The 24985-nt window shown below is 67.2% G+C and carries 23 protein-coding genes and 1 pseudogene; 16 read left to right on the top strand and 8 right to left on the bottom strand.

From position 1 onward, the window contains the following. Window positions 1-8: 8 nt before the first annotated feature. Window positions 9-1376: an NtaA/DmoA family FMN-dependent monooxygenase gene (locus ACIHAX_RS14280; protein WP_397277716.1), complete on the top strand. Its 1368-nt coding sequence runs from the start codon at window positions 9-11 to the stop codon at window positions 1374-1376. 143 nt (window positions 1377-1519) lie between these two features. Here ACIHAX_RS14280 and ACIHAX_RS14275 read toward each other — a convergent pair whose 3' ends face one another. Next, window positions 1520-2377, bottom strand: coding sequence for a MerR family transcriptional regulator (locus ACIHAX_RS14275; protein WP_397277714.1), 858 nt, complete (start codon window positions 2375-2377; stop codon window positions 1520-1522). A gap of 124 nt (window positions 2378-2501) precedes the next feature. On the opposite strand from ACIHAX_RS14275, the gene ACIHAX_RS14270 reads away from it, so the two are divergent. The 6 genes from ACIHAX_RS14270 to ACIHAX_RS14245 all read left to right on the top strand — a co-directional run bounded on the left by ACIHAX_RS14270 (window position 2502) and on the right by ACIHAX_RS14245 (window position 8859). Beyond that, window positions 2502-3005 carry a DUF6764 family protein gene (locus ACIHAX_RS14270; RefSeq protein WP_397277712.1) on the top strand — a complete coding sequence of 168 codons (504 nt, stop codon included), beginning with the start codon at window positions 2502-2504 and terminating at the stop codon, window positions 3003-3005. A 65-nt stretch (window positions 3006-3070) separates the two neighbouring features. Further along, the gene (locus tag ACIHAX_RS14265; protein ID WP_397277710.1) at window positions 3071-4186 is read left to right on the top strand and encodes a polyprenyl synthetase family protein; all 1116 of its coding nucleotides are present in this window, start codon (window positions 3071-3073) and stop codon (window positions 4184-4186) included. 17 nt (window positions 4187-4203) lie between these two features. Beyond that, entirely contained in the window at window positions 4204-5736 is a 1533-nt protein-coding gene (gene crtI, locus ACIHAX_RS14260) for a phytoene desaturase family protein (protein WP_397277708.1), read from the top strand. 11 nt (window positions 5737-5747) lie between these two features. Continuing rightward, window positions 5748-6671 carry a phytoene/squalene synthase family protein gene (locus tag ACIHAX_RS14255; protein WP_364438997.1) on the top strand — a complete coding sequence of 308 codons (924 nt, stop codon included), beginning with the start codon at window positions 5748-5750 and terminating at the stop codon, window positions 6669-6671. A 123-nt stretch (window positions 6672-6794) separates the two neighbouring features. Then, complete coding sequence (locus tag ACIHAX_RS14250; protein WP_355075501.1) at window positions 6795-7376, top strand: TerD family protein; 582 nt, start codon at window positions 6795-6797, stop codon at window positions 7374-7376. A 133-nt stretch (window positions 7377-7509) separates the two neighbouring features. Further along, entirely contained in the window at window positions 7510-8859 is a 1350-nt protein-coding gene (locus ACIHAX_RS14245; RefSeq protein WP_397277705.1) for a family 1 glycosylhydrolase, read from the top strand. An 81-nt stretch (window positions 8860-8940) separates the two neighbouring features. On the opposite strand, the gene ACIHAX_RS14240 is transcribed toward ACIHAX_RS14245, so the two are convergent. Continuing rightward, window positions 8941-9768 (bottom strand): SDR family oxidoreductase, encoded by an 828-nt coding sequence (locus ACIHAX_RS14240; protein WP_397277703.1) that lies wholly within the window; start codon window positions 9766-9768, stop codon window positions 8941-8943. Between the two features lie 155 nt (window positions 9769-9923). Between ACIHAX_RS14240 and ACIHAX_RS14235 the strand changes: the two genes are divergently transcribed. Continuing rightward, entirely contained in the window at window positions 9924-11549 is a 1626-nt protein-coding gene (locus ACIHAX_RS14235) for a glycoside hydrolase family 13 protein (protein ID WP_397277701.1), read from the top strand. A gap of 149 nt (window positions 11550-11698) precedes the next feature. Then, entirely contained in the window at window positions 11699-12589 is an 891-nt protein-coding gene (locus ACIHAX_RS14230) for a manganese catalase family protein (protein WP_364439009.1), read from the top strand. A gap of 318 nt (window positions 12590-12907) precedes the next feature. Here ACIHAX_RS14230 and ACIHAX_RS14225 read toward each other — a convergent pair whose 3' ends face one another. The 3 genes from ACIHAX_RS14225 to ACIHAX_RS14215 form a co-directional block, all read right to left on the bottom strand. Beyond that, complete coding sequence (locus ACIHAX_RS14225) at window positions 12908-13471, bottom strand: hemerythrin domain-containing protein (RefSeq protein ID WP_397277698.1); 564 nt, start codon at window positions 13469-13471, stop codon at window positions 12908-12910. 95 nt (window positions 13472-13566) lie between these two features. After that, window positions 13567-14862 carry an FAD-binding domain-containing protein gene (locus ACIHAX_RS14220; RefSeq protein WP_355075493.1) on the bottom strand — a complete coding sequence of 432 codons (1296 nt, stop codon included), beginning with the start codon at window positions 14860-14862 and terminating at the stop codon, window positions 13567-13569. 164 nt (window positions 14863-15026) lie between these two features. After that, window positions 15027-15710 (bottom strand): TetR/AcrR family transcriptional regulator, encoded by a 684-nt coding sequence (locus ACIHAX_RS14215; RefSeq protein WP_355075491.1) that lies wholly within the window; start codon window positions 15708-15710, stop codon window positions 15027-15029. Between the two features lie 65 nt (window positions 15711-15775). Here ACIHAX_RS14215 and ACIHAX_RS14210 point away from each other — a divergent pair. Beyond that, window positions 15776-15895 (top strand): annotated as a pseudogene (locus tag ACIHAX_RS14210) (SDR family NAD(P)-dependent oxidoreductase); the annotation flags it as partial. A gap of 26 nt (window positions 15896-15921) precedes the next feature. After that, window positions 15922-16656: a 2OG-Fe dioxygenase family protein gene (locus ACIHAX_RS14205; protein WP_355075489.1), complete on the top strand. Its 735-nt coding sequence runs from the start codon at window positions 15922-15924 to the stop codon at window positions 16654-16656. 86 nt (window positions 16657-16742) lie between these two features. On the opposite strand, the gene ACIHAX_RS14200 is transcribed toward ACIHAX_RS14205, so the two are convergent. Beyond that, window positions 16743-18545, bottom strand: coding sequence for a CocE/NonD family hydrolase (locus tag ACIHAX_RS14200; protein ID WP_364436727.1), 1803 nt, complete (start codon window positions 18543-18545; stop codon window positions 16743-16745). 356 nt (window positions 18546-18901) lie between these two features. Beyond that, entirely contained in the window at window positions 18902-20125 is a 1224-nt protein-coding gene (locus tag ACIHAX_RS14195) for a cytochrome P450 (RefSeq protein ID WP_397277695.1), read from the bottom strand. A gap of 233 nt (window positions 20126-20358) precedes the next feature. Between ACIHAX_RS14195 and ACIHAX_RS14190 the strand changes: the two genes are divergently transcribed. Continuing rightward, window positions 20359-20709, top strand: coding sequence for a hypothetical protein (locus ACIHAX_RS14190; protein ID WP_397277753.1), 351 nt, complete (start codon window positions 20359-20361; stop codon window positions 20707-20709). A gap of 50 nt (window positions 20710-20759) precedes the next feature. Here ACIHAX_RS14190 and ACIHAX_RS14185 read toward each other — a convergent pair whose 3' ends face one another. Then, a complete protein-coding gene (locus ACIHAX_RS14185; RefSeq protein ID WP_397277693.1) occupies window positions 20760-21395 on the bottom strand; it encodes a TetR/AcrR family transcriptional regulator in 636 nt (211 codons plus the stop codon). Window positions 21396-21622: 227 nt separating this feature from the next. Between ACIHAX_RS14185 and ACIHAX_RS14180 the strand changes: the two genes are divergently transcribed. From ACIHAX_RS14180 to msrA, 4 genes are all read left to right on the top strand, one after another. Then, window positions 21623-22549, top strand: coding sequence for a metal-dependent hydrolase (locus tag ACIHAX_RS14180; protein WP_355075483.1), 927 nt, complete (start codon window positions 21623-21625; stop codon window positions 22547-22549). Between the two features lie 11 nt (window positions 22550-22560). After that, window positions 22561-23718: a hypothetical protein gene (locus ACIHAX_RS14175; RefSeq protein ID WP_397277690.1), complete on the top strand. Its 1158-nt coding sequence runs from the start codon at window positions 22561-22563 to the stop codon at window positions 23716-23718. 138 nt (window positions 23719-23856) lie between these two features. Next, entirely contained in the window at window positions 23857-24312 is a 456-nt protein-coding gene (msrB, locus tag ACIHAX_RS14170; RefSeq protein ID WP_355075479.1) for a peptide-methionine (R)-S-oxide reductase MsrB, read from the top strand. Continuing rightward, entirely contained in the window at window positions 24309-24824 is a 516-nt protein-coding gene (msrA, locus tag ACIHAX_RS14165) for a peptide-methionine (S)-S-oxide reductase MsrA (protein ID WP_397277688.1), read from the top strand. The genes msrB and msrA overlap by 4 nt, the downstream gene beginning before the upstream one ends. The last annotated feature ends 161 nt before the right edge of the window (window positions 24825-24985 follow it).

Raw genomic sequence — 24985 nt, 5'->3', positions numbered from 1 at the left:
AGGTCACCATGAGCACCCCCCGTAAGCAGATCATCCTGGGCGCCTACCTCGGCGGCGTCAACCATCACACCGCCTGGTGGCATCCGGAGGCGGGCAGCCAGATCGATTTCAGCAGTTTCGAACACACCGCGCGCACAGCCGAACGCGGCAAGTTCGATTTCTTCTTCCTCGCCGAAGGGCTCATCCTGCGCGAACGCGCGGGCAAGATCTTCGATCAGGACATCATCGGCCGTCCCGACACATTCACCGTGCTCGCCTCGATCGCCGCGGTCACCGAGCATCTCGGGCTCGCGGGCACCATCAACGCCACCTTCAACGAGCCCTACGAACTGGCCCGGCAGTTCGCCAGCCTGGACCATCTCTCCGGCGGCCGCGCCGCCTGGAACGTCGTGACCTCGTTCGACGCGTTCACCGGCCAGAACTTCCGGCGCGGCGGATTCCTCGATCCCGCCGACCGCTACGCCCGCGCCGAGGAGACGCTGAATGCCGTTCGCGCCCTGTGGGATTCGTGGGACGCGAACGACATCGTCGCCGACAAGGACGCCGGACGGTTTCTGGCTCGGCCGGATGCCGGGGCATTCGCTTTCCGCGGCAGCCAGTTCGACATCTCCGGTCGTTTCACCGTGCCGCGCAGCCCGCAGGGCAGGCCGGTGATCCTGCAAGCCGGTGTGTCGCCGCAAGGACGAGCCTTCGCCGCCGCCAATGCCGACGCCATCTTTTCCCCGTACGGCAAATTGCCCGAGGCGGCGGACTTCTACCGCGATATCAAGTCGCGCGCGGTAGCGGCGGGGCGGGCGGCCGACGACATCAAGATTCTGCCGTCGGCGAGTTTCGTTCTCGGGGACACCGAGGCCGAGGCGATCGAGAAATACTATGCCGTCCGCAACGAGCAGGTCACCGGACAGACCGCGTTGATTCTGCTGGAGCAGATCTGGAACCGCGACCTGTCCGGCTACGATCCGGAAGGGCCGGTGCCCGACATCGATCCGGACCCCGACGCTCCGCCGATCATCCAGGGCCGCGCCTTCCTGCATCAAGACCGCTTCGCCACCGCCGAACGTCTGCGCCAGGTCGCCGAGACGAAGAAGCTCTCGCTGCGCGAGGTGGTGATCGACCAATTCGAGCGCGGTCCCTTGGTCGGAACCCCCGCACAGGTCGCGGAGAAGATCGACACTTTCGTTCAGAACGACGGGTCCGACGGTTTCATTCTCGGTTCGCACCTCGTGCCATGGGGCCTGGACGAATTCGTCGACCGAGTGGTGCCGCTGTTGCAGGACCGTGGTGCATTGCGCACCGAGTACACCGGGACCACCCTGCGTGACAATCTCGTCCTCCCGAACGTGCGCTCGGCGAAGACGGTTTCGGCCGACGCCTGAGTTCGCGGCGGCGGCCCGTGGTATCGACCGCGAGCGCCGCCGCCCACGCCTGCCACGTCCGGCCCAGCCCACCGATGCCGGACGCGGCGGCGCGGGAGCGTGGACACTCGCCATCGGTGGGCTGGGCCGGAAGTGACCCGGGATCACGCCCCGTCGGGTCCGGGTTCGCCGAGAACCTCCAAGGCCTCCTCGAGAGTGGCGACGTAGGGAGCCTCGGGCGGTAGCCGGACCGTGGACCAGCCCGGCCCGGCGACCAGCAGCCGCGCCGCCGCCTCTCGCACTGCCCGAAGCGTTCCCGCGGTGGCGGTCGCGGGCAGCTGCGACCAGAGCACGAGTACGCAGGGCCGATCATGGCGCGCCAAGGCTTCGGCCAAAGCCGAGTCGGGCACCGCCGCGCCCAGCAACAACGCGACGACGCCCCGCTCGGCCAGCGCGGCACGCAATACTTCCAGGGGCAGCACGTGGTTCTCCCCCGCGGTGCAGGCCAAGAGCACCGGCGGTTGCGAACCGGGACGCCGGACCGGCGGGAACATGCGGTGCAATCCCGCGATCACCGCCCAGGACAACAGATGTTCCACTTCGATCAGCCCCCGACCGGCGTCCTGTGCCGCGACGATCGTCCCGAATGCCGGACGACACAACCTGTTCCACGTCGCGACCACACCGTCGCGCGCCAGCCGAGCCACGATCAGAGTCAGCGCGACATCGGGTTCCAGTTGTTCGGCGGCGACCAGGAGAGCGCTGCGACCCTCTGATAATCGCGGAGCTTCGGCGAGCGCCTGCTGTGCCGCACCGGCCGGTGTGGCGCCCGCTTCGATGAGCGCGATCATCCTCCGCAAGGTCGCGATGTCGGATTCGGAATAGCGGCGGTGCGCTCCCGGCCGACGCCTCGGCGGGCCGATCGCGTACCGCTGGTTCCAACTGCGCAGGGTGGCGACCGGAACGCCCAGCCGCTTCGCCACCGCGCCCACCGCGTACCGGGCGGACCCCTGGTCAACCATCGCGGGACCGCATCCGCCGCATGTCTCCCGCTCCTTTCGGAAGAATTCGAATGATGCATCGATTTTGCATCAAAAATGGCGTAGCGTGAAGCCTTGCAAGCCCGAGCACCAAAAGGAGGACGTCATGGATCGACCCACTCTCACGCGATCGGTGGGGCTGACGACCGGCGTCGGCGCGGCGTGGCTGGGCATGCTGTTCGCCGCACCCGCCGCCACCGCCGCCCCCGCCGCCCCCGCGGCGTGCCCCGCACCCGGCCTCGCCGCGACGCAGACCGCCGACAGCACCGCCTCCTGCTCGGCGAGCAGTGGCGCGGGCGGCGCCGCGGCGGCCTACGGCTTCGACGCGGACGCCACCGCGGACGCCGCACCGAACAGCCTGTCCCTGGCCATCGCGCAGAACGGCGGGGTGGCGACCTCGAACTCGACATACCTGTCCGGCCCGGCCGCGATCGCCGTCGGGCCCGGCGCGACGGTCACGACCACCGGCGCGCGCCCAGGGTTGTCGATCGGCATCGCCGGTCCCGGTGCGACGGTCACGGTTACCGGCACCTCGACGCCGACCTGCGCGGGCGGGTTCGGCTTCGCGGGCGACTTCCAGACATTGCAGGGCTGCTTTTCGCCTCGATAGTGCATCGTTGTGCGTAGCATCTCAGACATGCGCGTAATTGCCCGAGGCGTGGAAGGGAATCGGGAATGAGCATCACTTGGTCCGAATCGACAGTGACCGAACCGGTCGGTGGCATCCCGGCACTGGGAGCCGCCCCCTTCTCGCAGTGGCGGGAAGCGGTGCGGTGGGCAGTACTCGGCGAGCTGGAAGATTTCCTTCTGCGGGCATGCCCCAGGCCGCTTCATCGCCTCGGCGCACACGACGTTCTGCGGCAGTACGCCACCGGCGGGAAGTGCTTGCGGTCGACGTTCATGTACCTCGGCTGGCTGTGCGGCGGACCGGACGATCCGGCAGCGCTGCGTGCGGCCGCCGGTCTGGAACTGCTGCACGCGTTCGCGTTGCTCCAGGACGACGTCATGGACCGGTCCGCGACGCGACGCGGCGCCCCGTCCGCACATGTCCGGTTCGCCAGGGCGCACCGCGGCATGGGCGCGCCCGGCTCTTCCACCAGGTACGGCGAGTCCGCGGCGATCCTGCTCGGGGACATGTGCCTGGTGTGGGCGGAGCAGATGCTCCGCGAAAGCGGGCTCGCGGAGTCCGCGCTCGCGCACGCGTGGCCGCGCTACGACAACATGCGGGTGGAACTCGCGACAGGCCAGTTCGCGGATCTGCTCAACGACGCGCGCACCGAGCCCGCGCTGGCCTCGGTCCTGGCGATCGCGCGGGTCAAGTCCGGCAACTACACGGTGCGATGCCCGTTGGAGATGGGCGCCGCGATGGCGGGCTGCGATGCGGCCGTCCTGGACGCGCTCGGCCGGTACGGCGCCGCGGTCGGCGAGGCATTCCAGTTGCGTGACGACATTCTGGGCATCTTCGGGTCGCAGGCCGTGACCGGCAAACCCGCGGACGGCGATCTCGGGGAACGCACCGCGACCAGCGTCGTGGTCCTCGCACGCGAAATGGCGGCCCCCTCGGCCCGAACCGAATTGTCCCGGCTCCTCCATCGGCTCCACCTCGGTCCCGCGGAGGTCGACCGCGCCAGGATGCTGATCATCGAGTCCGGGGCGCCCGAGAGGATCGAGACGATGATCGCCGACTTGCTCGCTTGCGCCGAAAACGCTTTGCACACAGCGAATTTCAGCGCACCGATGCGCGCGGCACTGAAGCACATGGCCACCGCATGCACCGAACGCGTTGCCTGACCGGGAGGTTTTCCTCGATGCGCACCGTCGAAGGCCCGACCGACCGGGTGGTGGTCGTCGGAGCCGGGCTCGCGGGATTGTCCGCGGCCCTGCATTTGGCAGGCCGCTCCCGCGAAGTGATCGTCGTGGAACGCGAAGCCGTACCGGGCGGCCGCGCCGGGCAGGCCGATCCGGCAGGTTATCGCCTCGACACCGGCCCGACGGTTCTGACCATGCCCGATATCGTCGAAAGCGTCTTCGCGGCCGCCGGGGCGCGCAGCGCTGACTATTTGCAGTTGGCGCCCGTGGAACCGGCGTATCGGGCACATTTCGCCGGAGGCCGTTGGCTGGAGGTACACACCGACGCCGCGCGGATGGAAGCGGAGATCCGCCGGTTCGCCGGCGCCGACCAGGCCGACGGCTATCGCCGCCTGCGGCGTTGGCTGACCCGCTTGTACCGAGCCGAGATGGACCGGTTCATCGCGGCGAACTTCGACTCACCGCTGTCCATGGTGACCCCCGCTCTCGCCCGGCTGATCGCCTTGGGTGGTTTCGGCCGCTGGGATCGCGCCGTCGCGCGCTACATTCCCGACCCGGAATTGCGGCGTGTCTTCACCTTTCAATCGCTGTACGCGGGCGTCGCGCCCAGCCGGGCGCGGGCCGCCTACGCGGTCATCGCCTACATGGACACCGTCGGCGGTGTGTTCTTTCCGCGCGGTGGGATGCGTGCGCTCCCCGAGGCGCTGGCCGCCGCGGCGACCGAGGCCGGTGTCCGATTCCGTTATGGCACCACCGTGACCGCCCTGGAGCGCACGGGCTCGCGGATCACCGGGGTACGCACCGACGACGGCGACCGAATCTCGTGCGACGCAGTGGTATTGACAACCGAACTGCACGAGGCCTATCGCCTGATCGCGCGCACACCACGTCGACCGGTGCCGCTGACCTCCGCGCCCTCGGCGGTGATCGTCCATCTGGGGTGTGCGCCCACGGCCGGGATAGCGCACCACAATCTGCTGTTCGGCGCCGCCTGGGAGGAGTCGTTCCACGACATCATCGTCCGCGGGCAGGTGATGTGCGATCCTTCGCTGCTGGTCACCCGTCCCTCGGCTACCGATCCGTCTACGGCTCCGCCTGGACGGGACCTGCTGTATGTGCTCGCCCCGGTGCCGAACCTGGAACGCGGCCGAATCGATTGGGAGCGGGCGGGAACCAGCTATGCCGAGCAATTACTCGAGGTCGCTCAGGATCGTCTCGGCTCGGTCTTCGGCGATGCCGAGATTCTGCGCGTGGACACACCCGCCGACTGGGCGCGCCGCGGCATGCTCGCCGGGAGCCCGTTCGCGCTGGCGCATACGTTCGCCCAAACCGGTCCGTTCCGACCGGCCAACATGATCCGCGGTGTCGACAATGCCGTATTGGCCGGTGGCTCCACCGTGCCGGGGGTGGGGATCCCGCCGGTGCTGATCTCCGGCCGACTGGCCGCGGATCGCGTCACCGGCCTCCAGCCCGTGCGGCCGCGCCGCATCGGCGCCGCGCTCGCCACCAGCCGCATCGATCGACAACTGTGATCGGAATCGAGATGACCCGCACCGACCTCGACACCACCCGGCTCAGCGACCAGCGACTGCACCGGTCCTACCGGTACTGCCGCCGGCTCAACGCAAGCCATGGAAAGACCTTCTTCCTCGCGACCCGTTTGCTCGCACCGGATCAGCGCCCCGCGGTCCACGCCCTGTACGGATTCGCCCGCCGAGCCGACGACATCCTCGACGAGTTCGACCCCCGTCTCGATATCGCCGAACGTGCCCGGCGGCTCGAGGACCTCGCGGGCCGCTTCCGCGCCCGCGCCGCCGACGCCGACGCCGTGCTCCCGGCGGTTCTGGACACTGCCGATCGCTATCGCATTCCAGCGGAGCTGTTCGACGCCTTCCTCGCATCGATGCGAATGGATTTGACCGTGACCGACTATCCCGATCGCGCCGCGCTCGACACCTACGTCTACGGGTCGGCCGAAGTGATCGGATTGCAGTTGTTGCCGATTCTGGGCGCCACTCGTGCCGATGAGGCCGCGCCGTATGCCGCCGCGCTCGGCAAGGCATTCCAGCTGACGAACTTCCTGCGCGATGTCGGTGAAGACCTGCTGCGTGACCGGGTGTATCTACCCGCCGACGAACTGGCCGCGTTCGACGTCGATCGCGATCTCTTGCGCTGGTGCGGTACTCAGCGGCGTACCGACGCCCGGGTACGCAGCGCCCTGGCGGCGCAAATCGCCCGCACTCGCGACATCTACCGCTTCGCCGCTGCCGGAATCGCCCTGCTGCACCGCCGTTCGCGCCCCTGCGTCGCGACGGCGACGACGCTGTACTCGGAGATCCTCGACCGCATCGAGGACAGCGACTTCGCCGTGTTCGATCACCGCGCCGCCGTGCCGAACCGGCGGCGAGCGCGAGTCGGCGCGACCGGCCTGGTCGAGGCGTGGTGGGCACGCCGAGCGGGCCGGTGATCGCTGCGGCGACAACGGTGCCGCGTCGCGCGATGGACTTCCATCACCCGGTGCGGACCTGCCTGTCCCGGAGACGGATTCGTTGTCCCGAGCGCGGCGGCTGGTCGTCAGTATCCTGATGTCGTGATTACGCTCAGAAAAGAAGACGGTGCCGCGGACCTCGCGGGTATCACGAAATTGAGTGTGGGAGTGAGCTGGGATCCGTCGTCCGGAACGAGCGGCGGCGCACTCGGCTGGGCACGCCGCAAACGCGGTGTCGACCTCGATCTGATCGCGGTCCTCATGCAGGGCAACGACCCGGTGCGCTTCGCGGGACTCGATTCGCTGGACCCGTTGGGCAACGGCTCGGTCGCGCACACCGGTGACGAGCAGACCGGCGCCGCTTCCGGTGACGACGAGACCATCCACGTCACCTTCGCCGACGTCCCCACCGCGATCGACGCCATCGTCTTCGTCGCGGCCGCCTTCAAGAAGGGCAGTTCTTTCGACAAGGCGAACAACATCTCCTTCAAGATCTACGACGCCACCGGCGGCAACAGCCAGCAAGTCGCCGACATCTGGCCCTCGCTGCTCGGCACCGACAACGCCAACGCGGTCGCTCGCGCCTTCCGCAACGGCGCTGTGTGGCAGCTGGAAGTCCTCAATCGCCAAGGCAAGATCAAGCAGGGCGACATGCAGGCGCTGTTGCGCTTCGCCATGCAATAGCACCTGCGGGTGCCACGCGTCGCGGTCCGCGTGGCCCACCCGCAAACCGATCGCAACAAGTGTCCACGTCTTCGAATCGCTGCGATAAGCGGATTCCGGCAATCAGTGGACAGCACCCAGTTACTCTGGGTCGATGCGATCTCGGTTCCGTCGGTACGTCCTGGCCGCGCTCGCCGCCGCGGCATCCACCCTGCTTCTCGCCACGCAATCCGCGGCCATCCCGCCGATACAGCCGGTCGCCGGCCTACCGGCGCTGGGCGGAGACTTTCTCTGGGGCGTATCGACCTCCGGCTTCCAGTCCGAAGGTCATGCGCCGGACAGCAATTGGACCCGATACGTCGGCGCGACCCCTGGCTATGACGCCCTCGGCGATTCCGTCGACTTCTACGGCCGCTATGCCTCCGACATCCAGCTCGCGGCGGACCTGGGCGTGCGGGTGTTCCGGATCGGGATCGAGTGGGCCCGAGTGCAACCCGCGCCGGGCGTGTGGGACGAGGGCGCGTTCCGCTTCTACGACGCGGTGATATCGAGTGTCGAGCGGGCCGGCATGCGACCGATGATCACGCTCGACCACTGGGTGTACCCCGGCTGGGCCGCCGACCGAGGGGGCTGGCGCAATCCCCGCATGGTCGAGGATTGGCTGGCCAACATGCGCAACGTCGTGGACCGCTACGCGGCACGCAACCCGTTGTGGGTCACCGTGAACGAGCCCGTCGCCTACATCATGCACGAGGTCCGCCACGGCGCCGCGGATGCCGGCGAAATGCTCGAGCGGGTCGCGCAGGCACACAATGCCAGCTACGACTACATCCACCAGAAGCAGCCGGGCGCACAGGTGACCAGCAACATGGGTTACGTCGCCGGTTCGGAGGCGCAGGTGAACGGCCCGCTGATGGACCGCATCGCCGATCGGCTCGACTACGTGGGTGTCGACTACTACTTCGCCTTCGACCCGACGCAGTCGCTGATCGAGTCCATCCTGCGGGCCAGCGGTTCGGCGATGCCCACGCTGCCCGGACCGCACATCTGGGAGCTGCCGTTGCGCACCGAAGGCATCTACTATGCGCTGCAATACTATTCGCGCCGGCTGCCCGGTAAACCGCTCTACGTCGTCGAGAACGGGATGCCGACCGAAGACGGCCGTCCACGCGCCGATGGCTATGTTCGCGGCGATCACCTTCGCGATACCGTCTATTGGATCCAGCGCGCCAAGGCCGACGGCATGAACATCATGGGCTACAACTATTGGAGCCTCACCGACAACTACGAATGGGGAAGCTACACGCCCCGTTTCGGCCTCTACACCGTGGACGTGCGTACCGACCCCTCCCTCACCCGCCGCCCCACCGACGCCGTCGGCGCCTACACGCAGGTCATCGACGCGGGCGGAGTGCCCGACGGCTACCGTCCTACCCGCGGTCCAGCCCTCTGCTTGTTCGTCGATCCCCCGGCCAGCTGCATGACTCCGGTAGCGGAGCGATAGACGGACGCCCGCACCCTGGTCGACAGTCTGCTCGAACTCAGCGCATTGCCCCGCGACGACGCGAAGTAACCGAATCCGTGGTCACGGCGTGCGCCATTTCTCGTCGGTCAACAAGGTGCTGGCCTGCGGGCCCATCAGAAGCATGCCGCCGTCTACCACGTAGGACGCGCCGGTGACATAGCTCGCCTCCGGTGCGGCGAGAAACGCCACGACGGCAGCGACCTCCTTCGCGTGCCCCGTTCGGCCCAGCGGCACGCCGGGACGCGACTGCGCTCGGGGATCGACGTCTTCCTGGCCGGTCATCGGTGTCGAAATCTCCCCCGGCGCGACCGAATTGACGGTGATGTCGTATTCGGCGAGTTCCAGCGCCAACACTTTCGTCAGTGCGCCGAGCCCCGCTTTGGCCGCGCAGTACGGTGCGGCGCCCACCCGGGGAACGTGTTCGTGCACGCTGGTGATGTTGATGATCCTGCCCCCGTTGCCCGCGGCGATCATATGTCCGGCCGCGCGCTGGGAACAGACGAACGCGCCGTCGAGGTCGACCGACAGCACGTGCCGCCAGGTGTCGAAGTCCATGTCCATCGCCTTCCGCGCCGACCCGGTACCCGCGCAGTTCACCAGCACATCGAGGCCACCGAGTTCGTCGGCGAGTTCGTCGATCACCGACCCGGCGGACGACGGGGCCGCCAAGTCGAGACGGCGCACGACGGCGGTCCTGCCCTGTTCGCGCACCTGCGTCGCGGTGCCCTCCGCGCTGCGCTGGTCGCTGTGGAACGTCAGCGCGACATCGGTCCCGCCCGCCGCGAGCGCGACGGCGATCGAAGCACCGATTCCGGAGTCTCCCCCGGTCACCACGGCTCGCCGCGGCGTGCCTGCTCGTTCTTCCGGTAGTGGAGCTGTGGTAGCCATGTCCAGCGACTACCCGCGCGGGCACGGACCACACCGCCTCCCGCCGCCACCCCGCGCGTGACGATTCCTCCTCGACCTCGTAGCGCCGACGCGACGTTACGAGGATTCCGATTGCGGGTAACCGCCCTGGAACGAGCCGAGAGGAGGGTGCCACGATGACTGCTCCCTGGTGGCGCGATGCCGTGATCTATCAGATCTACATCCGCAGTTTCGGCGACGGCAACGGCGACGGCCTCGGCGACATCGCCGGTATCCGGTCTCGACTGACCTATTTGCGCGACCTCGGAGTGGACGCGATATGGGTCACGCCCTGGTATCCGTCGCCGATGGCGGACGGAGGATACGACGTCTCCGACTACCGCGACATCGACTACCGGTTCGGCACGCTCGCGGAGGCCGAAGAGCTGATCGCCGAGGTGCACGCGCAGGATATGCGCATCATCGTGGATCTGGTCCCCAACCACACCTCGGATCAGCATCCTTGGTTTCAGCAGGCACTGGCGGCCGGGCCGGACTCGCCGGAGCGAGCCCGTTACCTCTTCCGGCACGGCGCGTCCTCCGGCGGTCCGCCGAACAATTGGCGGAGTGTGTTCGGTGGCCCTGCGTGGACCCGAGTGGCGGACGGGCAGTGGTATCTGCACCTGTTCGACGCCCACCAGCCGGACCTGGACTGGGAGCACCCGGACGTCCGTGCCGAGTTCGAGTCGATCCTGCGTTTCTGGCTGGATCGGGGCGTGGACGGCTTCCGCATCGACGTGGCGCACGGTTTGGTCAAACACCCCGATCTACCGGATATCGAAACCGATCACGAGGACATGATGGAGCCGCCGGATCGGACCGACCATCCGCACTGGGACCGGCAGGAGGTACACGAGATCTATCGCGGCTGGCGCAAGATCGCGGATTCCTATGGGCCGGATCGGGTCTTCGTCGCCGAAGCGTGGGTGGCCAAACCCGAGCGCCTCGCCTGCTACGTGCGTCCGGACGAACTGCACACGGCATTCAACTTCGATTTCCTGCGGTGTTCCTGGCATGCCGACGCGCTGCGTGCCGTGGTCGACTGCACGACCGAGGCGTTGGACGCGGTGGGCGCGCCACCCACGTGGGTGTTGTCCAACCATGACATCACCAGGCATGTGACCCGCTACGGGCGGGCCTCCACCCGCGGCGGCGGTTCACAGCACGAACCGCACGGTCCCGTCGATGTCGGGCTGGGTCGTCGCCGCGCCAGGGCGGCGCTGCTGCTGATGCTCGCGCTCCCCGGCAGCGCCTACCTCTATCAGGGCGAGGAACTCGGCTTGGAGGAGGTCGAAGATCTCCCGCCAGAGGTGCTACAGGATCCGACTTGGGAGCGCTCCGGCCACACCGCCCGCGGCCGCGACGGGTGCCGTGTGCCACTGCCGTGGAGCGGATTCCGGCCGCCATTCGGATTCGGCCCGGTCGACACCCTTCCCTGGCTGCCGCAGCCACAGCGCTGGGTGTCGCTGACCGCCGAATTGCAGAAGCGGGAACCGGATTCGATGCTCGACCTCTATCACCGGGCGCTGCGTCTGCGCCGGGACCATCCGGCCCTCGGGGAGGGCTCTTGGTCCTGGCTGCCCAGTGCGCCGGGTGTTCTGCTTCTCCGACGCTCTCCCGGCCTGGTGTGCATCGTGAACGTTTCGAACGCGCCGACCACGCTGCCCAGGCACGAGCGGCTGTTGTTGTCCAGCGAGCCTTTGCAGGACAGCGTCCTGCCCGCCGACAGCGCGGCCTGGCTGGAGGTCCCCGGCGTGGGGTAGGGCATGGTCGCCCCTCGTGTCGCTGCGCACGACCGGCAATTCGAACCCGTATCGTCGCCACCGAACAAGCAACGCGTCTCTTGCTCGTCGTGCGCTGGGTTAGGCAGTAGAAGCCATCTCGTCAGCCGACCATATTGGTAAGGAGAGCGATGTTCACCCATAACAAGGATCTCCAGTTCGAAGTTCGCGTCGACCGTCCCGATCCGCGTTTCGCGACCCTGCTGCAAGAGCAGTTCGGCGGCGCCAACGGCGAATTGAAGGCCGCCATGCAATATTTCAACCAAGCGTTCATGCTGCGTGGCAAGCACCCGAAAACCTATGACCTGTTCATGGACATCGCCACGGAGGAACTCAGCCATCTCGAAATCGTCGGCGCGATGATCACCATGTTGCTCGACGGGCTCAACGACGATTTGAAGCAGGCCAACGAGCGGTGCGACTGGATGCCGATGGTGGCGACGCCCGGCGGACGTGACCAGGTGATCCATCAGGTCGCGGTGAACCCACTGTACTTCGCGCTCAGCGGCGGCGGACCCGTCGTCAAGGACTCCGCTGGCGTGCCCTGGTCGGGGTCGTACGTCGACGCCAACGGTGAGCCCTCGGTCGATCTGCGCAGCAACCTCGCGGCGGAGTCGCGCGCCAAGATCGTGTACGAATATCTCAAGCAGTTCACCGACGATCCCGGTGTGCAGGACACGCTTTCGTTCCTGATGACCCGCGAGATCGCACACTTCCAGCAGTTCACCGCGGCGCTGAACGAATTGCCGGTCAACTTTCCGCCCGGAGCACTGCCCGGCGACGATCGATTCCAGAACGTGGCCTTCAACATGTCCAACGGCTCCGCGAGCGCCCGCGGCCCATGGAACGAAGGGCAGGGGCCGTGGCCCTCGGGCACGGAATGGCGCTACATCGACAATCCGGTCAGCGAATGGCTCGATTCCGACGAACGCGTGAACCATGGCGCGCAGACCAACCCGCAAGGCGAGCCCGCGGTGCACGGCACCAAACCGTTCACCCACGAATCACACATCCCGGACTGACTCCCCCACGCCTACGCCCGGAACGGAACACGGCTGTTCAGGCATTGAGCGACGCGGGGGGGGGGGCCCGGGGGCCCCCCCCCCGCGGGGGGGCGGGGCCGGGGGGGGAAATACCCCGCGTGGGGGTTATGGGTTTTGGTCGCAAACAACAACCCGCCGCCCCGCCGCCCCCCCCCCCCCCCCCGCGCGCGGGGGGGGGGGGGGGGCCCCGGGGGGCCCCCCCGGCCCCCGCCCCCCCCCCCCCCCCCCGGCCCGCCCCCCCCCCCCCCCCCCCCCCCCCCCCCCCCCCCCCCCCCGCGTCTTGCACTGCCGCATGGATCAATGCCGCGGCTTGCTGATCATGTCTTTGGCACGATCCATCATCGCGGCGAACGGGCCGACCAGAACGTTCGCGGCGGCGGATTCCACGCCGGGATGCGGCCGGGTCGGCGCCATCGCCTCCGCGAGCTCGACGGTCTTGCGCAGACGTCGCAGCGTGTCGTCGTCGAGTTCCTCGCGCAGCCGGTTGAATTCCTCGCGTTCCTCATGGTCGGCATGGGCCAGCACCGCTTCGCGCAGCTTGGCCAGTCTCACCTGGAATTCCATCGAGCTGATGTCGAGCGACTCCATTTCGGCGAGCTGCTTTTTCGCCTTGTTCTCCTCCTCCAGCCGCGCGTCGACGACAGACGCGCCATCGCCCAGTTCACGCCGGGCGCGCGGGTGAATGATCTCTTCTTCGGCGGTCTCGTGCACGGCGAGCAGGCGTCGCAATTCGAAGAACTTGCTTTCGCGCTCAACAGGGTCGGAGGTGTCGGCGGTCTCGATGAACAGTTGCCGGATCCGGCCGTGCTGGTCGATGAGGAAATCGACGGCGTCGGTGGTCGAGTCGATCGTGGTTGCCATGGTTGACCTCCCTCGGGCAATCGGGACGGACTGACGAATTACGTCCGTCGCCGCGGTACCCGGCAGCGAGCACGCGAAACCGCCCGGCAGGCCGGTTACGTGCTCGCGCTGCCCGCGATGGGAGCGGGATATACCGAGGGCGGCACGCTGTGGCACCACGGGCGATGGATCTCCGAACCCGGCAGGGAAGCCAGTTCCGGTATCCAACGCCGCACGTAGTTCCCCTCGGGGTCGTAGCGTTCGGCGGTGCCGACCGCTCTCGGGTCGAAACGGCCCGCCTGCTGCCAGGTGAAGCGGTCGCTCGCCGCGTCGTCGAGCAGCCACCGGCGGAAATGCTCGGCGCCGACCCGCCAGTCCACCTGCAGTGTCGTGGTGAGGAAACTGGCGGCGATCACCCGTGCCCGCTCCGGCATCCACCCTTGCGCGGCCAGCTGCCGCATGCCCGCGTCGACGATCGGGTATCCGGTGCGGCCGTCGCGCCAGGCGCCGACGACGACCGGATCGTGCGCCTGCCGCACATCCGTACCAGCGCCGGACCGCGCGAGATCGGCCCGGGCGACGAGGAACTGGAGATGGAAGTCGCGCCGAGCGAGCTGCCGGACGAAAGCGCGGCCATCCGGCGTCGCCATGTCGGTGTGGTACGCCATTTCGGCGGCCGACAGGCAACCGAAATGCAGGTACGGCGACAGCCGGGAGCATCCCTCGCCCGTGAGGTCACCCTTGGACCGGCCGCGTGGTTGTCGCCGGTCGGCGGTGCAGCCTCGCCACAGCGCACGACCCGTGATCTCGCCTCCGACCGCCAACTGCGGTGAAACGGCCGCGTCGCCGAGTTCGTCGAATCTCGGCACGGGATCACTCTCGATGCGAGGAACGATCAATTCCGTGGGCTTTTCCAGCGGTCGTCGCTTCGGCGCCGACAACCATCGGCGAAAATAGGTCGCGAAGTCCGGAACCTCGTCGTCCGGCCGATACGGTCCGCAATCGGCGGGATCCACGGCGGTGAGGGTGGCGGGATGGGTGTGCAGCAGGCAGCTGCGCCGCGCCAGCCGTTCGCCCAGTGCCCGAAGTCGGCATCGGTTGTACCAGGTGACGTCCTCGGCGATGTGGACGCTGTCGGCGTGCACCTGTGCCGCCACCCGATCCACCGCCTCGACGTAGTCACCGTGCCGAATCACCAGTTGCCCACCGGCGCAGCGAAGCTCGGCATCGAGTTCGGCCAGCGCGGCGGAGAGGAAACGCAGTTTATTGGCGGCCGGGCGAGTGCTGCCGACGAGCCGGTCGTCGACGACGAACAGCGGAACCACTGCCGCGCCCTCGTGTACGGCGGCCAACAAGGCCGGGTTGTCGTGGACGCGCAGGTCACGGGTGAAGAGTGCGATTGTTACGGCCATTCGAGGTTTTCGACGACAGGCATCCGTCGCGGGATCGACGACGGCGAATCGGACATTCGGCGGCGTGCCACGCCGATGCGGGCGGTATCGAAGTAACGAGCTTTACGCCAATGCTGCGCGACGGCGGCTGTCATGTCAAGTCGGGCTCGCGGCCGCGCGCCGGATCAGTGTTCGCGGAACAGATCGGTGAGCCAGGGCTCCAGGTCGGCGCTCAGTGCGGTCAGATCCGGCTCGCCCGACTCGTCGAGCGCATCGGCGGTGAGCTGGCGTACGGCGTAGACGACGCCCATGTACGCGGTGACGGACAACAGTGGCTGCCGATTCCCGCTGGCGCTCTGCACCAGACCGCGGATGTACTCGGCGAACAGCCGGATCGACTTGCGCCTGCGTCGCCGGGCGGCCGGCCCGAGCCCGTCGATCTCCACCTGGTAGGCGCGCGCTACGACCAGGTCGTTCTGCAGGGAGCCGAGGTACTGGCCGAGGGCGTCGGCGACGATGGATCTGCGATCCCGGCCCTTGAGGTCCGCGGCGGTCAGCTGGGTCAGCAGCACTTGGATGAAGCGGTCGTAGCCCGCGAATACGCACTCGTCCTTGTTGGCGAAAGCGTCGTAGAACGCCGCCAAGGACACTCCGGCCCGCTTGGCGACATCGGTGGGACCGAATCCGGCGTAACCGCGGGCGGCGAGCAGTTCGGTCACGGCGACCAGCAACCGTTCCCGCTGCGCCGCCATCACCTGCTCCCGCCCCAGATTGTGGCGCCCCCGCGGCAACGCGGCGGGAAGTGTGAAGAACACTCCGTCTCGCACCGGAACGATCGGTGCGTCAGCGTCGGCGGGCGCGGCGGACACCCCTGCAGACTACCGAGCCGGTCGGACCCGGGTATGGGTGCGGCTTCAGTGGGTAGCCCCAACACATGACCGACACACCACTCGCACTCGTCACGGGAGCCTCCAGCGGTATCGGTTTGGAACTGGCCCGGCGGTTCACCGAACACGACTACGACGTCGTGATCGCGGCGGAGGACGACGCCATCTCCGCGCCCACCCGGCCCCACGTCCGTTGAATCCGGAAGGGCAGACGGCGGAGCAGGTACAACGGACCGCGAGCGACGCCTTGGTCGCCGACGGCGTGCACCTCCTGCCCGCTGACGTCACGACCGCGAGCCTCGACCTGGAGCCGGCCGACTGGGAACGATTTCGCCGACACTGGGAAGACTTGCACCCGGACGTCTACGCCGACGCCCGTGGCACGCGCAGGCTGCGCCGGTACGGCCGGTTCTCGCTCACCGGTTCGGCCGGTCGCATCGGCCTGCTGTCGTCGGATTCGTTCGTGCAGCCCGAGGAATCCAACCCGCTCTATATCGGCGTGGACCGCACTTTCGAGCCCTTGACCGATGCATTCGTGACCGACCCTGTTTTCGTGGCGGTGCTGCGACTGCTCGCGCGATTGGCGACGGCGCTGGACGGCCCGGCGCGGTGGAGCGCGAAAGTACATCCCTTCCGGGTCATCGCCTCGGCGGACGCGGACGGCCTGCCTACACCGGAAGGCCGCCACCGCGACGGCGTCACCTTGGTCTCCTCGCTTCTGGTTGGACGGCAGAATGCCCTGGGCGGCGCGAGTTCGGTGTTCGATCCGAGCGGACGACGACTGCTGCGGACCACCCTCGATCGGCCGGGAACGCTGCTGCTCGGCGATGACCGCCGCACCTTGCACAGTGTTTCGCCGGTGCGTCCGGTGGATCGGAGCCGCCCCGCCTATCGCGATGTCTTGGTGGTGACGTTCGCGCCGGGCTGAAGACCGCCGAATCGTGGTCATGGCCCGATCCGTCGTCGACCATGGCGTGGCCCGGATGGTTTGCCTGCCCGGGCCACGCGCAACGGTCAGCCGAGCGGCAACTCCAGGCAGGACGGGGCGCCATCCGGTGCACTGACGGTGATCGTCGAACCGACCTTGTTCGCGCTGGAATACAGCGGATCCATGCCGTCGAGGACGAGCATCAACCGATGACCGTCGGGGAGATCGTAGGCGGCTGCTTGCAGCTCCCACGAAACGGTCGCGGGCAGACCGGACTCCGTCGTCTTCGGTTCATGGGTGATGATTCTCGCCGAGCCGTTCTCGTCGACATCGAGCAGATAGGCGACCACCGTCGCGGACTCGTGGGTGCTGTCGATGGTCACTTGCAACCGCGGGATCCCGCGGATCTGCCTGGCGACGCCGCCTCGTGCTGCGAGCAGCGGCCCCGTCGACCAGACGAGGGCATGACCGCGGTCGATCTCATCGATCCGGTAGACCTTGGGATTGCCCGACCACTCCTCCTGGCCCGTCGTCATGAGCTTGTCCATGGCGACGACCTCGGGCTCCTCGCCCACCGTGAAACTGCGTTGCCAACCGCCCGTGGAATCGGGGGTCAGCACACCGTCGCCGCCCTCACGCTCATCGGTCAAGACCAGCACTTCCGTATCGGTGGTGACGTCCGCCCACGAGGCCTTCTCCTCGCGCCGCGCCGGTTCGACGATCACGTTCTGGCCGTTCCCGGCGCCTGGAGTGGTCACGTAGGTGAACATGACCTGATTGCTGATCTCCGGCCACGCGTCGACGCCGTTGTCCTCATCCTTCAGGTAGTGATCGAGCCAGGCGTATGCCTCGCGCAGTGGCTCGTTCGGGCCCGCACCGGGCATGGGTGGAGCGATCAGGCCGGGGCCTTCCGGCGCCGCGTGGTCGCCGATCCACATGTTCAGCCGTTTCGGGCGCGGAAGCTTCTCGAAGGTCTCCAGCACCTGGTTCACCGGGAAAAGCCCCTCGTGCCAGGTATTCGAGAAGAAGGTCGGAATATCACGGGAGCCGACATAGCGTTCCGGTGCGCGTTCGGTGCCCCACTCGACAACCGGATCCATGTCCACACCCTCGGCGAACTTCGCCAGGATCTCCAATGCTTCTTCGTCGAACTTCTCCGCCTGCTCGCCACCGGTCAGGCCGATCAGTGCCTCGACGGCCTTCAGATGGCGGGTGCCGTTGTCGTACAGACTGGTGGCGAGGTTGCCCCAGGTACTCAGCGCGACGACGACGTCGACCCGGTCATCGTGCGCGGCCACGAGCTGACTGATGCCCGAGCCATAGGACTCACCCATGAAGGCGATGCCGCTGGGGGCGAGTTCGTCTATCGCGTAGTCGAGCACCTTCTTGCCGTCGGCCCGATCCCATGGACCAGCGACATCGACGGTGCCTTCGGACGTGCCGAACCACGGCAGGTTCGTTCCTGGTGTGGCGGTCCAGCCGATTCCGCGCGGCGTGTAGGCCAGCACGTGATAGCCCTTCCACGCGAGGGTGAGATAGGCGTACTCGAACAAGGGCCAGCCGACGGGTGTCCACCCGGCGGGGAAGACCACCAGCGGGCACGGCCGGGTGGTGGTCTGACGCAGCATGTGCGCCGACAGACCGATCCCGCCCGCCCCTTCGATGCGCGGGAACGTCGGCACGGCGACGTTCAGCGCCCGGTTCACCAGGTCGTCCACGTCATCGGGCACCAGCCCCTTGCCACTGCGCTTACGCACGGCGCTCACCAAGTTCGACGCGAACTGCACCGCTTCCGGGCGCACCTGCCCTTGGGCGTCCCAGGGCCCCTGGACTGCGATCCGGGCGAGCTGTTCGGACGTGGTCCCGACGATCGGATCTCCTTGTGACATCGGCGTCATCGATCCTTCCTGCCAGTTGCTACGGAACTGCGGACCGCAGCAGCGTGACACGACACATGATCAGATCTCGCCAGATCCGACAATGCGTTTCCCGTTCGCAATAGACCGTTGAACAGCGGAAACGTTGCAAGATTCGACAATCCGCCGCGACCATCGCGAACGGCCCGGGCACCATCCGCGCAAATTTGCCGACCATGTGAACATGCATCGAGTGCGCCGTGGCCGGCGCCCAGCGAGTCGTTCACCACGCTGACCGATTATCGGCAATTGCGGGTCGACCGGCGCGGCAACCGGCACGAAAGTCGGAACCCGAGACCTCGTGGTTCGGCTGCCGCGCCGGGCAAGGGTTACTGCTTCTCGGCGCCCAGTTTCACCGGAATGGACAGGGGGCCGACGGTGAAGAACGACGGCGAGTACGGGATTTCGTCGGGGTCGATGGCGAGTTCCAGGTTCGGCAGCCGACGGTACAGCGAGGCGAGCGCGAGACGGCCCTCCAGGCGGGCCAGGCCCGCGCCGATGCAGTACCGCGGCCCGTGACCGAATCCGAGATGTCCGCCGCGCTGCTCCCTGGTGATGTCGAACTCGTTCGCGGCCTCGCCGTATTCGGCCGGGTCGATCCCGCAGGCCTGGTACGCGACACCGACCGCCTGGCCCTTGGGTATGGCGACTCCGGCCACGGTCACGTCCGTCAGCGTGAATCGCCAGCTCGTCATCATCACCGAATGGCGGTAGCGCACAGTCTCTTCGACCACATCACCCCAGCGGTCTTCCGCCTTCGCGAGGGCGAGCTGCTCGGGGTGTCGCGACAGCGCCAGAATGGCGTGCCCGAGCAGATGCACCGTGGTCTCGTGCCCGGCCACCAGCATGATCCACAGAACGGCGACCAGTTCGTCGGCCGTGAGTTTGTCGTCCCGATCGCGAGCTTGGACCAGACCGGTGGTGAGGTCGTCGCCGGGCTTTTCCTGTTTCCGGTCCGCCAGTTCGTACAGGTACGTCATCAGCGAGTTCTGCGTCGCGAATGCTTCCTCCGGCGGTGTGGTGTGGGCCAGCAGGGTTGCGGTCCAGCGTCGCAGCCGGTCCCGCTCCGGCTCAGGCACCCCGAACAGTTCGCAGATCACCGCCATCGGCAGCGCTTCGGTGAAGGTGGGCACCAGATCGACGCCGTCACCGGCGGCGATCACGTCGTCCAGCAATCGATCGATGATCGCCTGGATGCGCGGCTCGAGCGCCTGCACCCGGCCCGGCGTGAACGCCTTGCTGATCAGACCCCGCAGCCGCCGGTGGTCGTCACCGTCCTTGGTGGACAGGTGATCGCCCTGCACGACGGCGCGCAGCGGCCAGTCCTCCGCGATCGAACCGTCGTGCAGGGCCGGCCAATGCTTCGGATCCCGCGCGAAGGTCTTGTTGTCCCCGGCGAGGATCTCACGCACCGCGTCGTGCGTCAGGGCCAGGTAGGCGGGCACGCCGCCGGGGAACTCCACCTCGACCACCGGCGCGATCTCCCGGAGCCGGATGCAGGTGTCCAGCAGATCCTCGTTCGCCGCGGGGAATGCGGGCAGGCTGGTTGTCATCGGTTTCCCTTCTGCGCATGAACCCTCCGGCCGCCGTGATGACGGTCGTCGCACGAGTATCGAAGCGGGTCCGTTCGAGGTGCCGGTCAATTGGCGAATCCTGCCCACAACCGGAAGTCGAGCGTCGCAAAACGACATTTCGGTGACCGTCCGGCCCACTGCGGCGGGCTCGTCACCGCGAAAACGGTTAGGGTTCGGGAGATGTCCGTGGGTGGCTGGAGGAATTCGTGGAACTGAAGACGGTGCTGGGACGCATCGTGCGAGCGATGAACGCCGGGGTGGCAGGCATGCTCGACGCGCCGGTACTCGGGCGCCTGCTGGGCAGAGGATTCGTGGTGATCACCTATGTGGGGCGACGGTCCGGGCGGACGTTCAGCACACCGGTCAACTACTGGCGAAAAGCGGACGAGTTCGTCATCGGAGTCGCGTTGCCGGACCGGAAGACGTGGTGGCGGAACTTCTTGGGCGAGGGCGGCCCCATCACGCTCCATCTGAACGGCGCCGACCGGCCCGGGCACGCGGTAGCGCGACGCGACGAACGCGGCCGCGTCTTCGTGACGGTACGGCTCGACGACGCGAGCTGATCCCACTCGCCTCATCCGCATCGGCGCCACACCACAAGTGCCGCAACCGATTACGGCGCAAACCCCTGGACGCTGGCGGAGGGCTTCGTCTGGGCGATGATCGCTGCGCCCATCCAGCGCCGTAGATACCGTCGCAGGTCATCTTCGCCGCGCGGTGGATTGCCCGGGGAAATGAAGAACGACTGCATCGTGCGCAGGACGTATTCGACCAGCTCGTGCAGCGACTCGTCGTCGTATCCGTAACTCGCCCAGTCGACGTCGAAGCGCTTGATCATCGTCATGCCGAAGGCTTGCGCCTCTTCGGAGGTCAGGCTCTCCGGATGGACGTTCGAGTACGTGCTCGACAGCAAGATGCCGAGGTGGGGTGTTCGACGGACCTCGGCGAGGGTGTACACCACCCCCTCGGTCATCGCTTCCACGGCGTCCTCCAACCCGCTGACGTGCTGTGTCAGCCGATCGAGGAACCCGTCGACGGAGGCGATCGCCGCCGCGGTCATCAGCGCGTCCGCGCTGGGAAAGTACCGGTAGACCGTCTGCCGGATGACGCCGAGCGACTCGGCGACGTCGGCGATGCCGATCTCCGAACCCGTCCGTCCGATCAGTTCGACCGCGGCGGCGACGATGCGACGCGAGGCTTCCTCGTCGTCCTTCGGCGGACTCCCGCCCCACCCGCGCCTTCCTGCCACTGCCCGCTTCCTCGACTCGAAGCCCGTCGCTTGCGAACCCCCTGATGGAAAGCCTGCCGACCCTCCGGATCAAGGGTTCGACCGTATCACAAGGGTGCCGTAGACCCGGCTCTGACGCGATTCTGATCATACACTTGGACAGTCGTATGTATGATCACTGCAACGCGGCTCGGCGCATCGGGTGGTGCCGCCGGACCGGTTCTTTCGGAAAGTCGAGGTATAGCCCAGTGACCGATCTTCAAGTACGGAAGATGCGCTTCGCATTCGCGGACTACGACGTGCCCTTCTTGTGGAACGAGGAGAATCCGGCCTTCTCGTCCATGGCCAATGCGGTGTCCTTCCTGGCGATCGGCTTCGAGAAGATGATCGTCAACATGATCCGCGAGGCCATGCCCCTGATCACCGATCCCGAGGTCGCCGAGGAAGCCGACGCGTTCGTGCGCCAGGAGGGGCAGCACTCCACCGCCCATCGCCAGCACGCCAATGCCTTGATCCGGCGCCACCCGGGACTCCAGGAGACGCTCAACGAAGTGATCGCGGAATTCGACCGCCTCACCGTGAACACTTCGGTCGAATACCGCCTCGCCTACACCGCCGATCTCGAAGCGACGTTCACTCCGGTGTTCAAACTGATGCTCGACAACGACTCGACCTTGTTCCGGCCGGGCGACGACCGAGTGGCGTCGCTGTTCATCTGGCACTTCGTCGAAGAGGTCGAACATCGCAGTTCCGCGCTGATCATCTTCGATTCCGTCGTCGGGAGCGATGTGTATCGGATGCGCATGGCGCCGTCGATCTTCCGTCACGTGATGAAGGTGATCCGGTTGGCCTGCGCGGGCTTCAACAAGCATGTCCCGCTGGAGGAGCGAAAGGTCGACGCGCTGTCCATGTTCGCGAATTACCGGCGGAGGCAGAAGCTGCGCAAATGGTTGCCGTTTCTGCAGGCCGAGGACAACGGCCCGATGCCGCGCGCGTTCGACCACCTGCCGCTCGGTGAACAACTCGTCGCACTGGTGGGCGTCATCCGCAGTCAATTGCCGAAGCACAATCCGGACCACGAGAAACTACCCGAACTGGCCGCCGTGTGGTTCGAACGCTATGACGCCGGCTACGACGTCTCGCACTGGTACACCGCCGACACGGTCGCACGCTAGGAGCCGGACCGATGGCTGATTGCGCACCCACCTTCGACCGTCTCGCGACCGCGCTCGGCTTCTCCTGCGAGGAGGCGGGCGGGCCGGTCGAGGTGCGGAACCCTTTCGCATTGGAGAACTGGACCCTGCCCGTCCTCGAATTCACGATCGTCCTCGGCGCGGTCCTGGCCCTGATCTACGCGATCGTGCGGTTGCGCCGCCACGGCGATCCCACCAACTCGGTGCTCTGGTTCGGGGCGACCGCGTATCTGTTCATCATCGAGCCGCCGCTGTACTTCCCCGCGGCGTTCGGCATCGACGCGCACGTCGACACGATGTTCGCGCACAACCTGTTCACCGTGGAATTCCTCTGGGGCCGATTACCGCTCTACATCATCGCGATCTACCCGTTCATGGCCACCCTCGCGTTCGAATTGGTCAGGATTCTCGGGGTCTTCCGGCACTACGGGGTGCTCGCCGGATCGGTGTGCGTGGGCTTCGTCCACCACGCCTTCTACGAGATCTTCGATCATCTCGGCCCGCAGCTGCGCTGGTGGGAATGGTCGGTCGACAACCCGATCAATCAACCGATGTTCGATTCGGTACCGCTTCCGAGCGTGGTCGTCTTCGCCGCTCTGTGGCCGATGTCGCTCGCCTTCTGCGTCCAATCGTTCGTCGGCCGCCACATCGACCAGGGCCGAAATTTCTCCGGAGGGCAGCTGGTCGGGCGCACGATCGTCATCGGCATTCTCGCCTCGTTGGGCACAGCGGTGCTGCCCATCCCCGCGACCGTCTTCGGCATGGGTAGCACCACGGTGCGTGGCGTGCTCTACGCCGCCGAATTGGCCGTCCTCTCCATTGCCGCCGTGGTGATCTTGACCCGCCAGTGGCTCCGGCTGCGGCGCGGCGACTCGGACGCGGCGCCCTATACGAACGACTTCGTCCGCATTTACGGCGTGGTGTACCTGGGCGTGATGGCATTGCTCTGGGCGACCGCGTTGCCCGATTTCTTCGCCGCCGTCGACGGTGTGACCAGCGAAGGAGACCCGATCGGGAATCTGTGGTACACCCTCGCGTGCTTCGTTGTCGCGGTTCTCTGCCTGGTCGCCGTATTCACGGTGCCCCGGAGAAAGGCGCCCCCGAGCGTCGCCCCTCCCGCCCCGGAAGCCACCGCGAGTTCCACGGTATAGCGGGACGACCGACGCCGTCGGTGACGACGGGCGGCCGCCGTGGGCCCGGCTGCCCGGACCGGAGTGTGACGCCCGGCTCGCACGGGATTTTCCATGCCGGTGCCCTGGTTGTACCAGGGGCCGATATGAGGAGGTCATGTGGCACGGGAGTACAACCGGAATCCCGCGGCGGTCGCCGCCTTGACGCCTGAGCAGTACCACGTCACTCAGGAGAACGGCACGGAGCGGGCGTTCACGGGCGAGTACTGGGACAACCACGAGCCGGGCATCTATGTGGATGTGGTGTCGGGTGAGCCGTTGTTCGCCTCGGTCGACAAGTTCGACAGCGGAAGTGGATGGCCGAGTTTCACCAAGCCGATCGAAGCCGGGAACGTGGTGCGGAAGCGGGACTTCAGCCATCTGATGGTCCGCACCGAGGTGCGCTCGGCACACGGCGACAGCCATCTCGGGCACGTGTTCACCGACGGTCCCCGCGCGGCGGGCGGCTTGCGGTACTGCATCAATTCGACTGCGCTGCGGTTCATCCACCTCGACGACCTCGAGGCGGAAGGCTATGGGCAGTACAGGACTCTCTTCGCGAAGGAGGAGGCGTGACCGACACGCGCAAGGCGATTCTGGCCGGTGGATGCTTCTGGGGCATGCAGGACTTGATCCGCAAGCAGCCGGGAGTGATATCGACACGCGTCGGCTACACCGGTGGACGCAACGACCATCCCACGTACCGGAACCACCCTGGCCATGCCGAGGCGATCGAGATCGTCTACGACCCGGCCCAGACGGACTTCCGGCAACTGCTGGAGTTCTTCTTCCAGATCCACGATCCGACGACGAAGGACCGCCAGGGCAACGACATCGGAAGCAGCTATCGCTCGGCGATCTTCTATCTCGACGACGACCAGAAGCGCGTCGCCCTGGACACCATCGCCGACGTGGACGCCTCCGGTCTGTGGCCCGGCAAGGTGGTCACCGAGGTGACCCCGGCGAGTGAGTTCTGGGAGGCCGAGCCGGAGCATCAGGACTACCTGCTGCGTTACCCGGACGGTTACACCTGCCACTTCCCCCGGCCGGGGTGGAAGCTGCCGAAGCGGCAGACCACCGCCCAGTAGAAGCCGGTGGGTTCGGCACTTCCGCCGAGCCTTCGGAGCGCACAGTTGACGACTGCGCCACCACACCCGGGTGGCGCAGTCGCCGCGTTTCACGACGTCCCCCGCCCGCCGCCGCCGGTCGTACAGCCGGAAACCTCGCGCACAGACTCCGGGCGATACAA

The sequence above is a fragment of the Nocardia sp. NPDC051929 genome (assembly GCF_044548645.1).
Classification (GTDB): Bacteria; Actinomycetota; Actinomycetes; order Mycobacteriales; family Mycobacteriaceae; genus Nocardia; species Nocardia sichangensis.
This window is presented reverse-complemented; position numbering and strand designations above follow the sequence as displayed.

Bases quoted from the DNA above. Each gene is read 5' to 3' on its own strand.
- ACIHAX_RS14235 (WP_397277701.1), top strand. From the start codon at position 9,924: ATGACTGCTCCCTGGTGGCGCGATGCCGTGATCTATCAGATCTACATC.
- ACIHAX_RS14240 (WP_397277703.1), bottom strand. From the start codon at position 9,768: ATGGCTACCACAGCTCCACTACCGGAAGAACGAGCAGGCACGCCGCGG.
- ACIHAX_RS14245 (WP_397277705.1), top strand. From the start codon at position 7,510: ATGCGATCTCGGTTCCGTCGGTACGTCCTGGCCGCGCTCGCCGCCGCG.
- ACIHAX_RS14230 (WP_364439009.1), top strand. From the start codon at position 11,699: ATGTTCACCCATAACAAGGATCTCCAGTTCGAAGTTCGCGTCGACCGT.
- ACIHAX_RS14220 (WP_355075493.1), bottom strand. From the start codon at position 14,862: ATGGCCGTAACAATCGCACTCTTCACCCGTGACCTGCGCGTCCACGAC.
- ACIHAX_RS14255 (WP_364438997.1), top strand. From the start codon at position 5,748: ATGACCCGCACCGACCTCGACACCACCCGGCTCAGCGACCAGCGACTG.
- ACIHAX_RS14225 (WP_397277698.1), bottom strand. From the start codon at position 13,471: ATGGCAACCACGATCGACTCGACCACCGACGCCGTCGATTTCCTCATC.
- crtI (WP_397277708.1), top strand. From the start codon at position 4,204: ATGCGCACCGTCGAAGGCCCGACCGACCGGGTGGTGGTCGTCGGAGCC.
- ACIHAX_RS14175 (WP_397277690.1), top strand. From the start codon at position 22,561: ATGGCTGATTGCGCACCCACCTTCGACCGTCTCGCGACCGCGCTCGGC.
- ACIHAX_RS14265 (WP_397277710.1), top strand. From the start codon at position 3,071: ATGAGCATCACTTGGTCCGAATCGACAGTGACCGAACCGGTCGGTGGC.
- ACIHAX_RS14270 (WP_397277712.1), top strand. From the start codon at position 2,502: ATGGATCGACCCACTCTCACGCGATCGGTGGGGCTGACGACCGGCGTC.
- ACIHAX_RS14200 (WP_364436727.1), bottom strand. From the start codon at position 18,545: ATGTCACAAGGAGATCCGATCGTCGGGACCACGTCCGAACAGCTCGCC.
- ACIHAX_RS14280 (WP_397277716.1), top strand. From the start codon at position 9: ATGAGCACCCCCCGTAAGCAGATCATCCTGGGCGCCTACCTCGGCGGC.
- ACIHAX_RS14195 (WP_397277695.1), bottom strand. From the start codon at position 20,125: ATGACAACCAGCCTGCCCGCATTCCCCGCGGCGAACGAGGATCTGCTG.
- ACIHAX_RS14275 (WP_397277714.1), bottom strand. From the start codon at position 2,377: ATGGTTGACCAGGGGTCCGCCCGGTACGCGGTGGGCGCGGTGGCGAAG.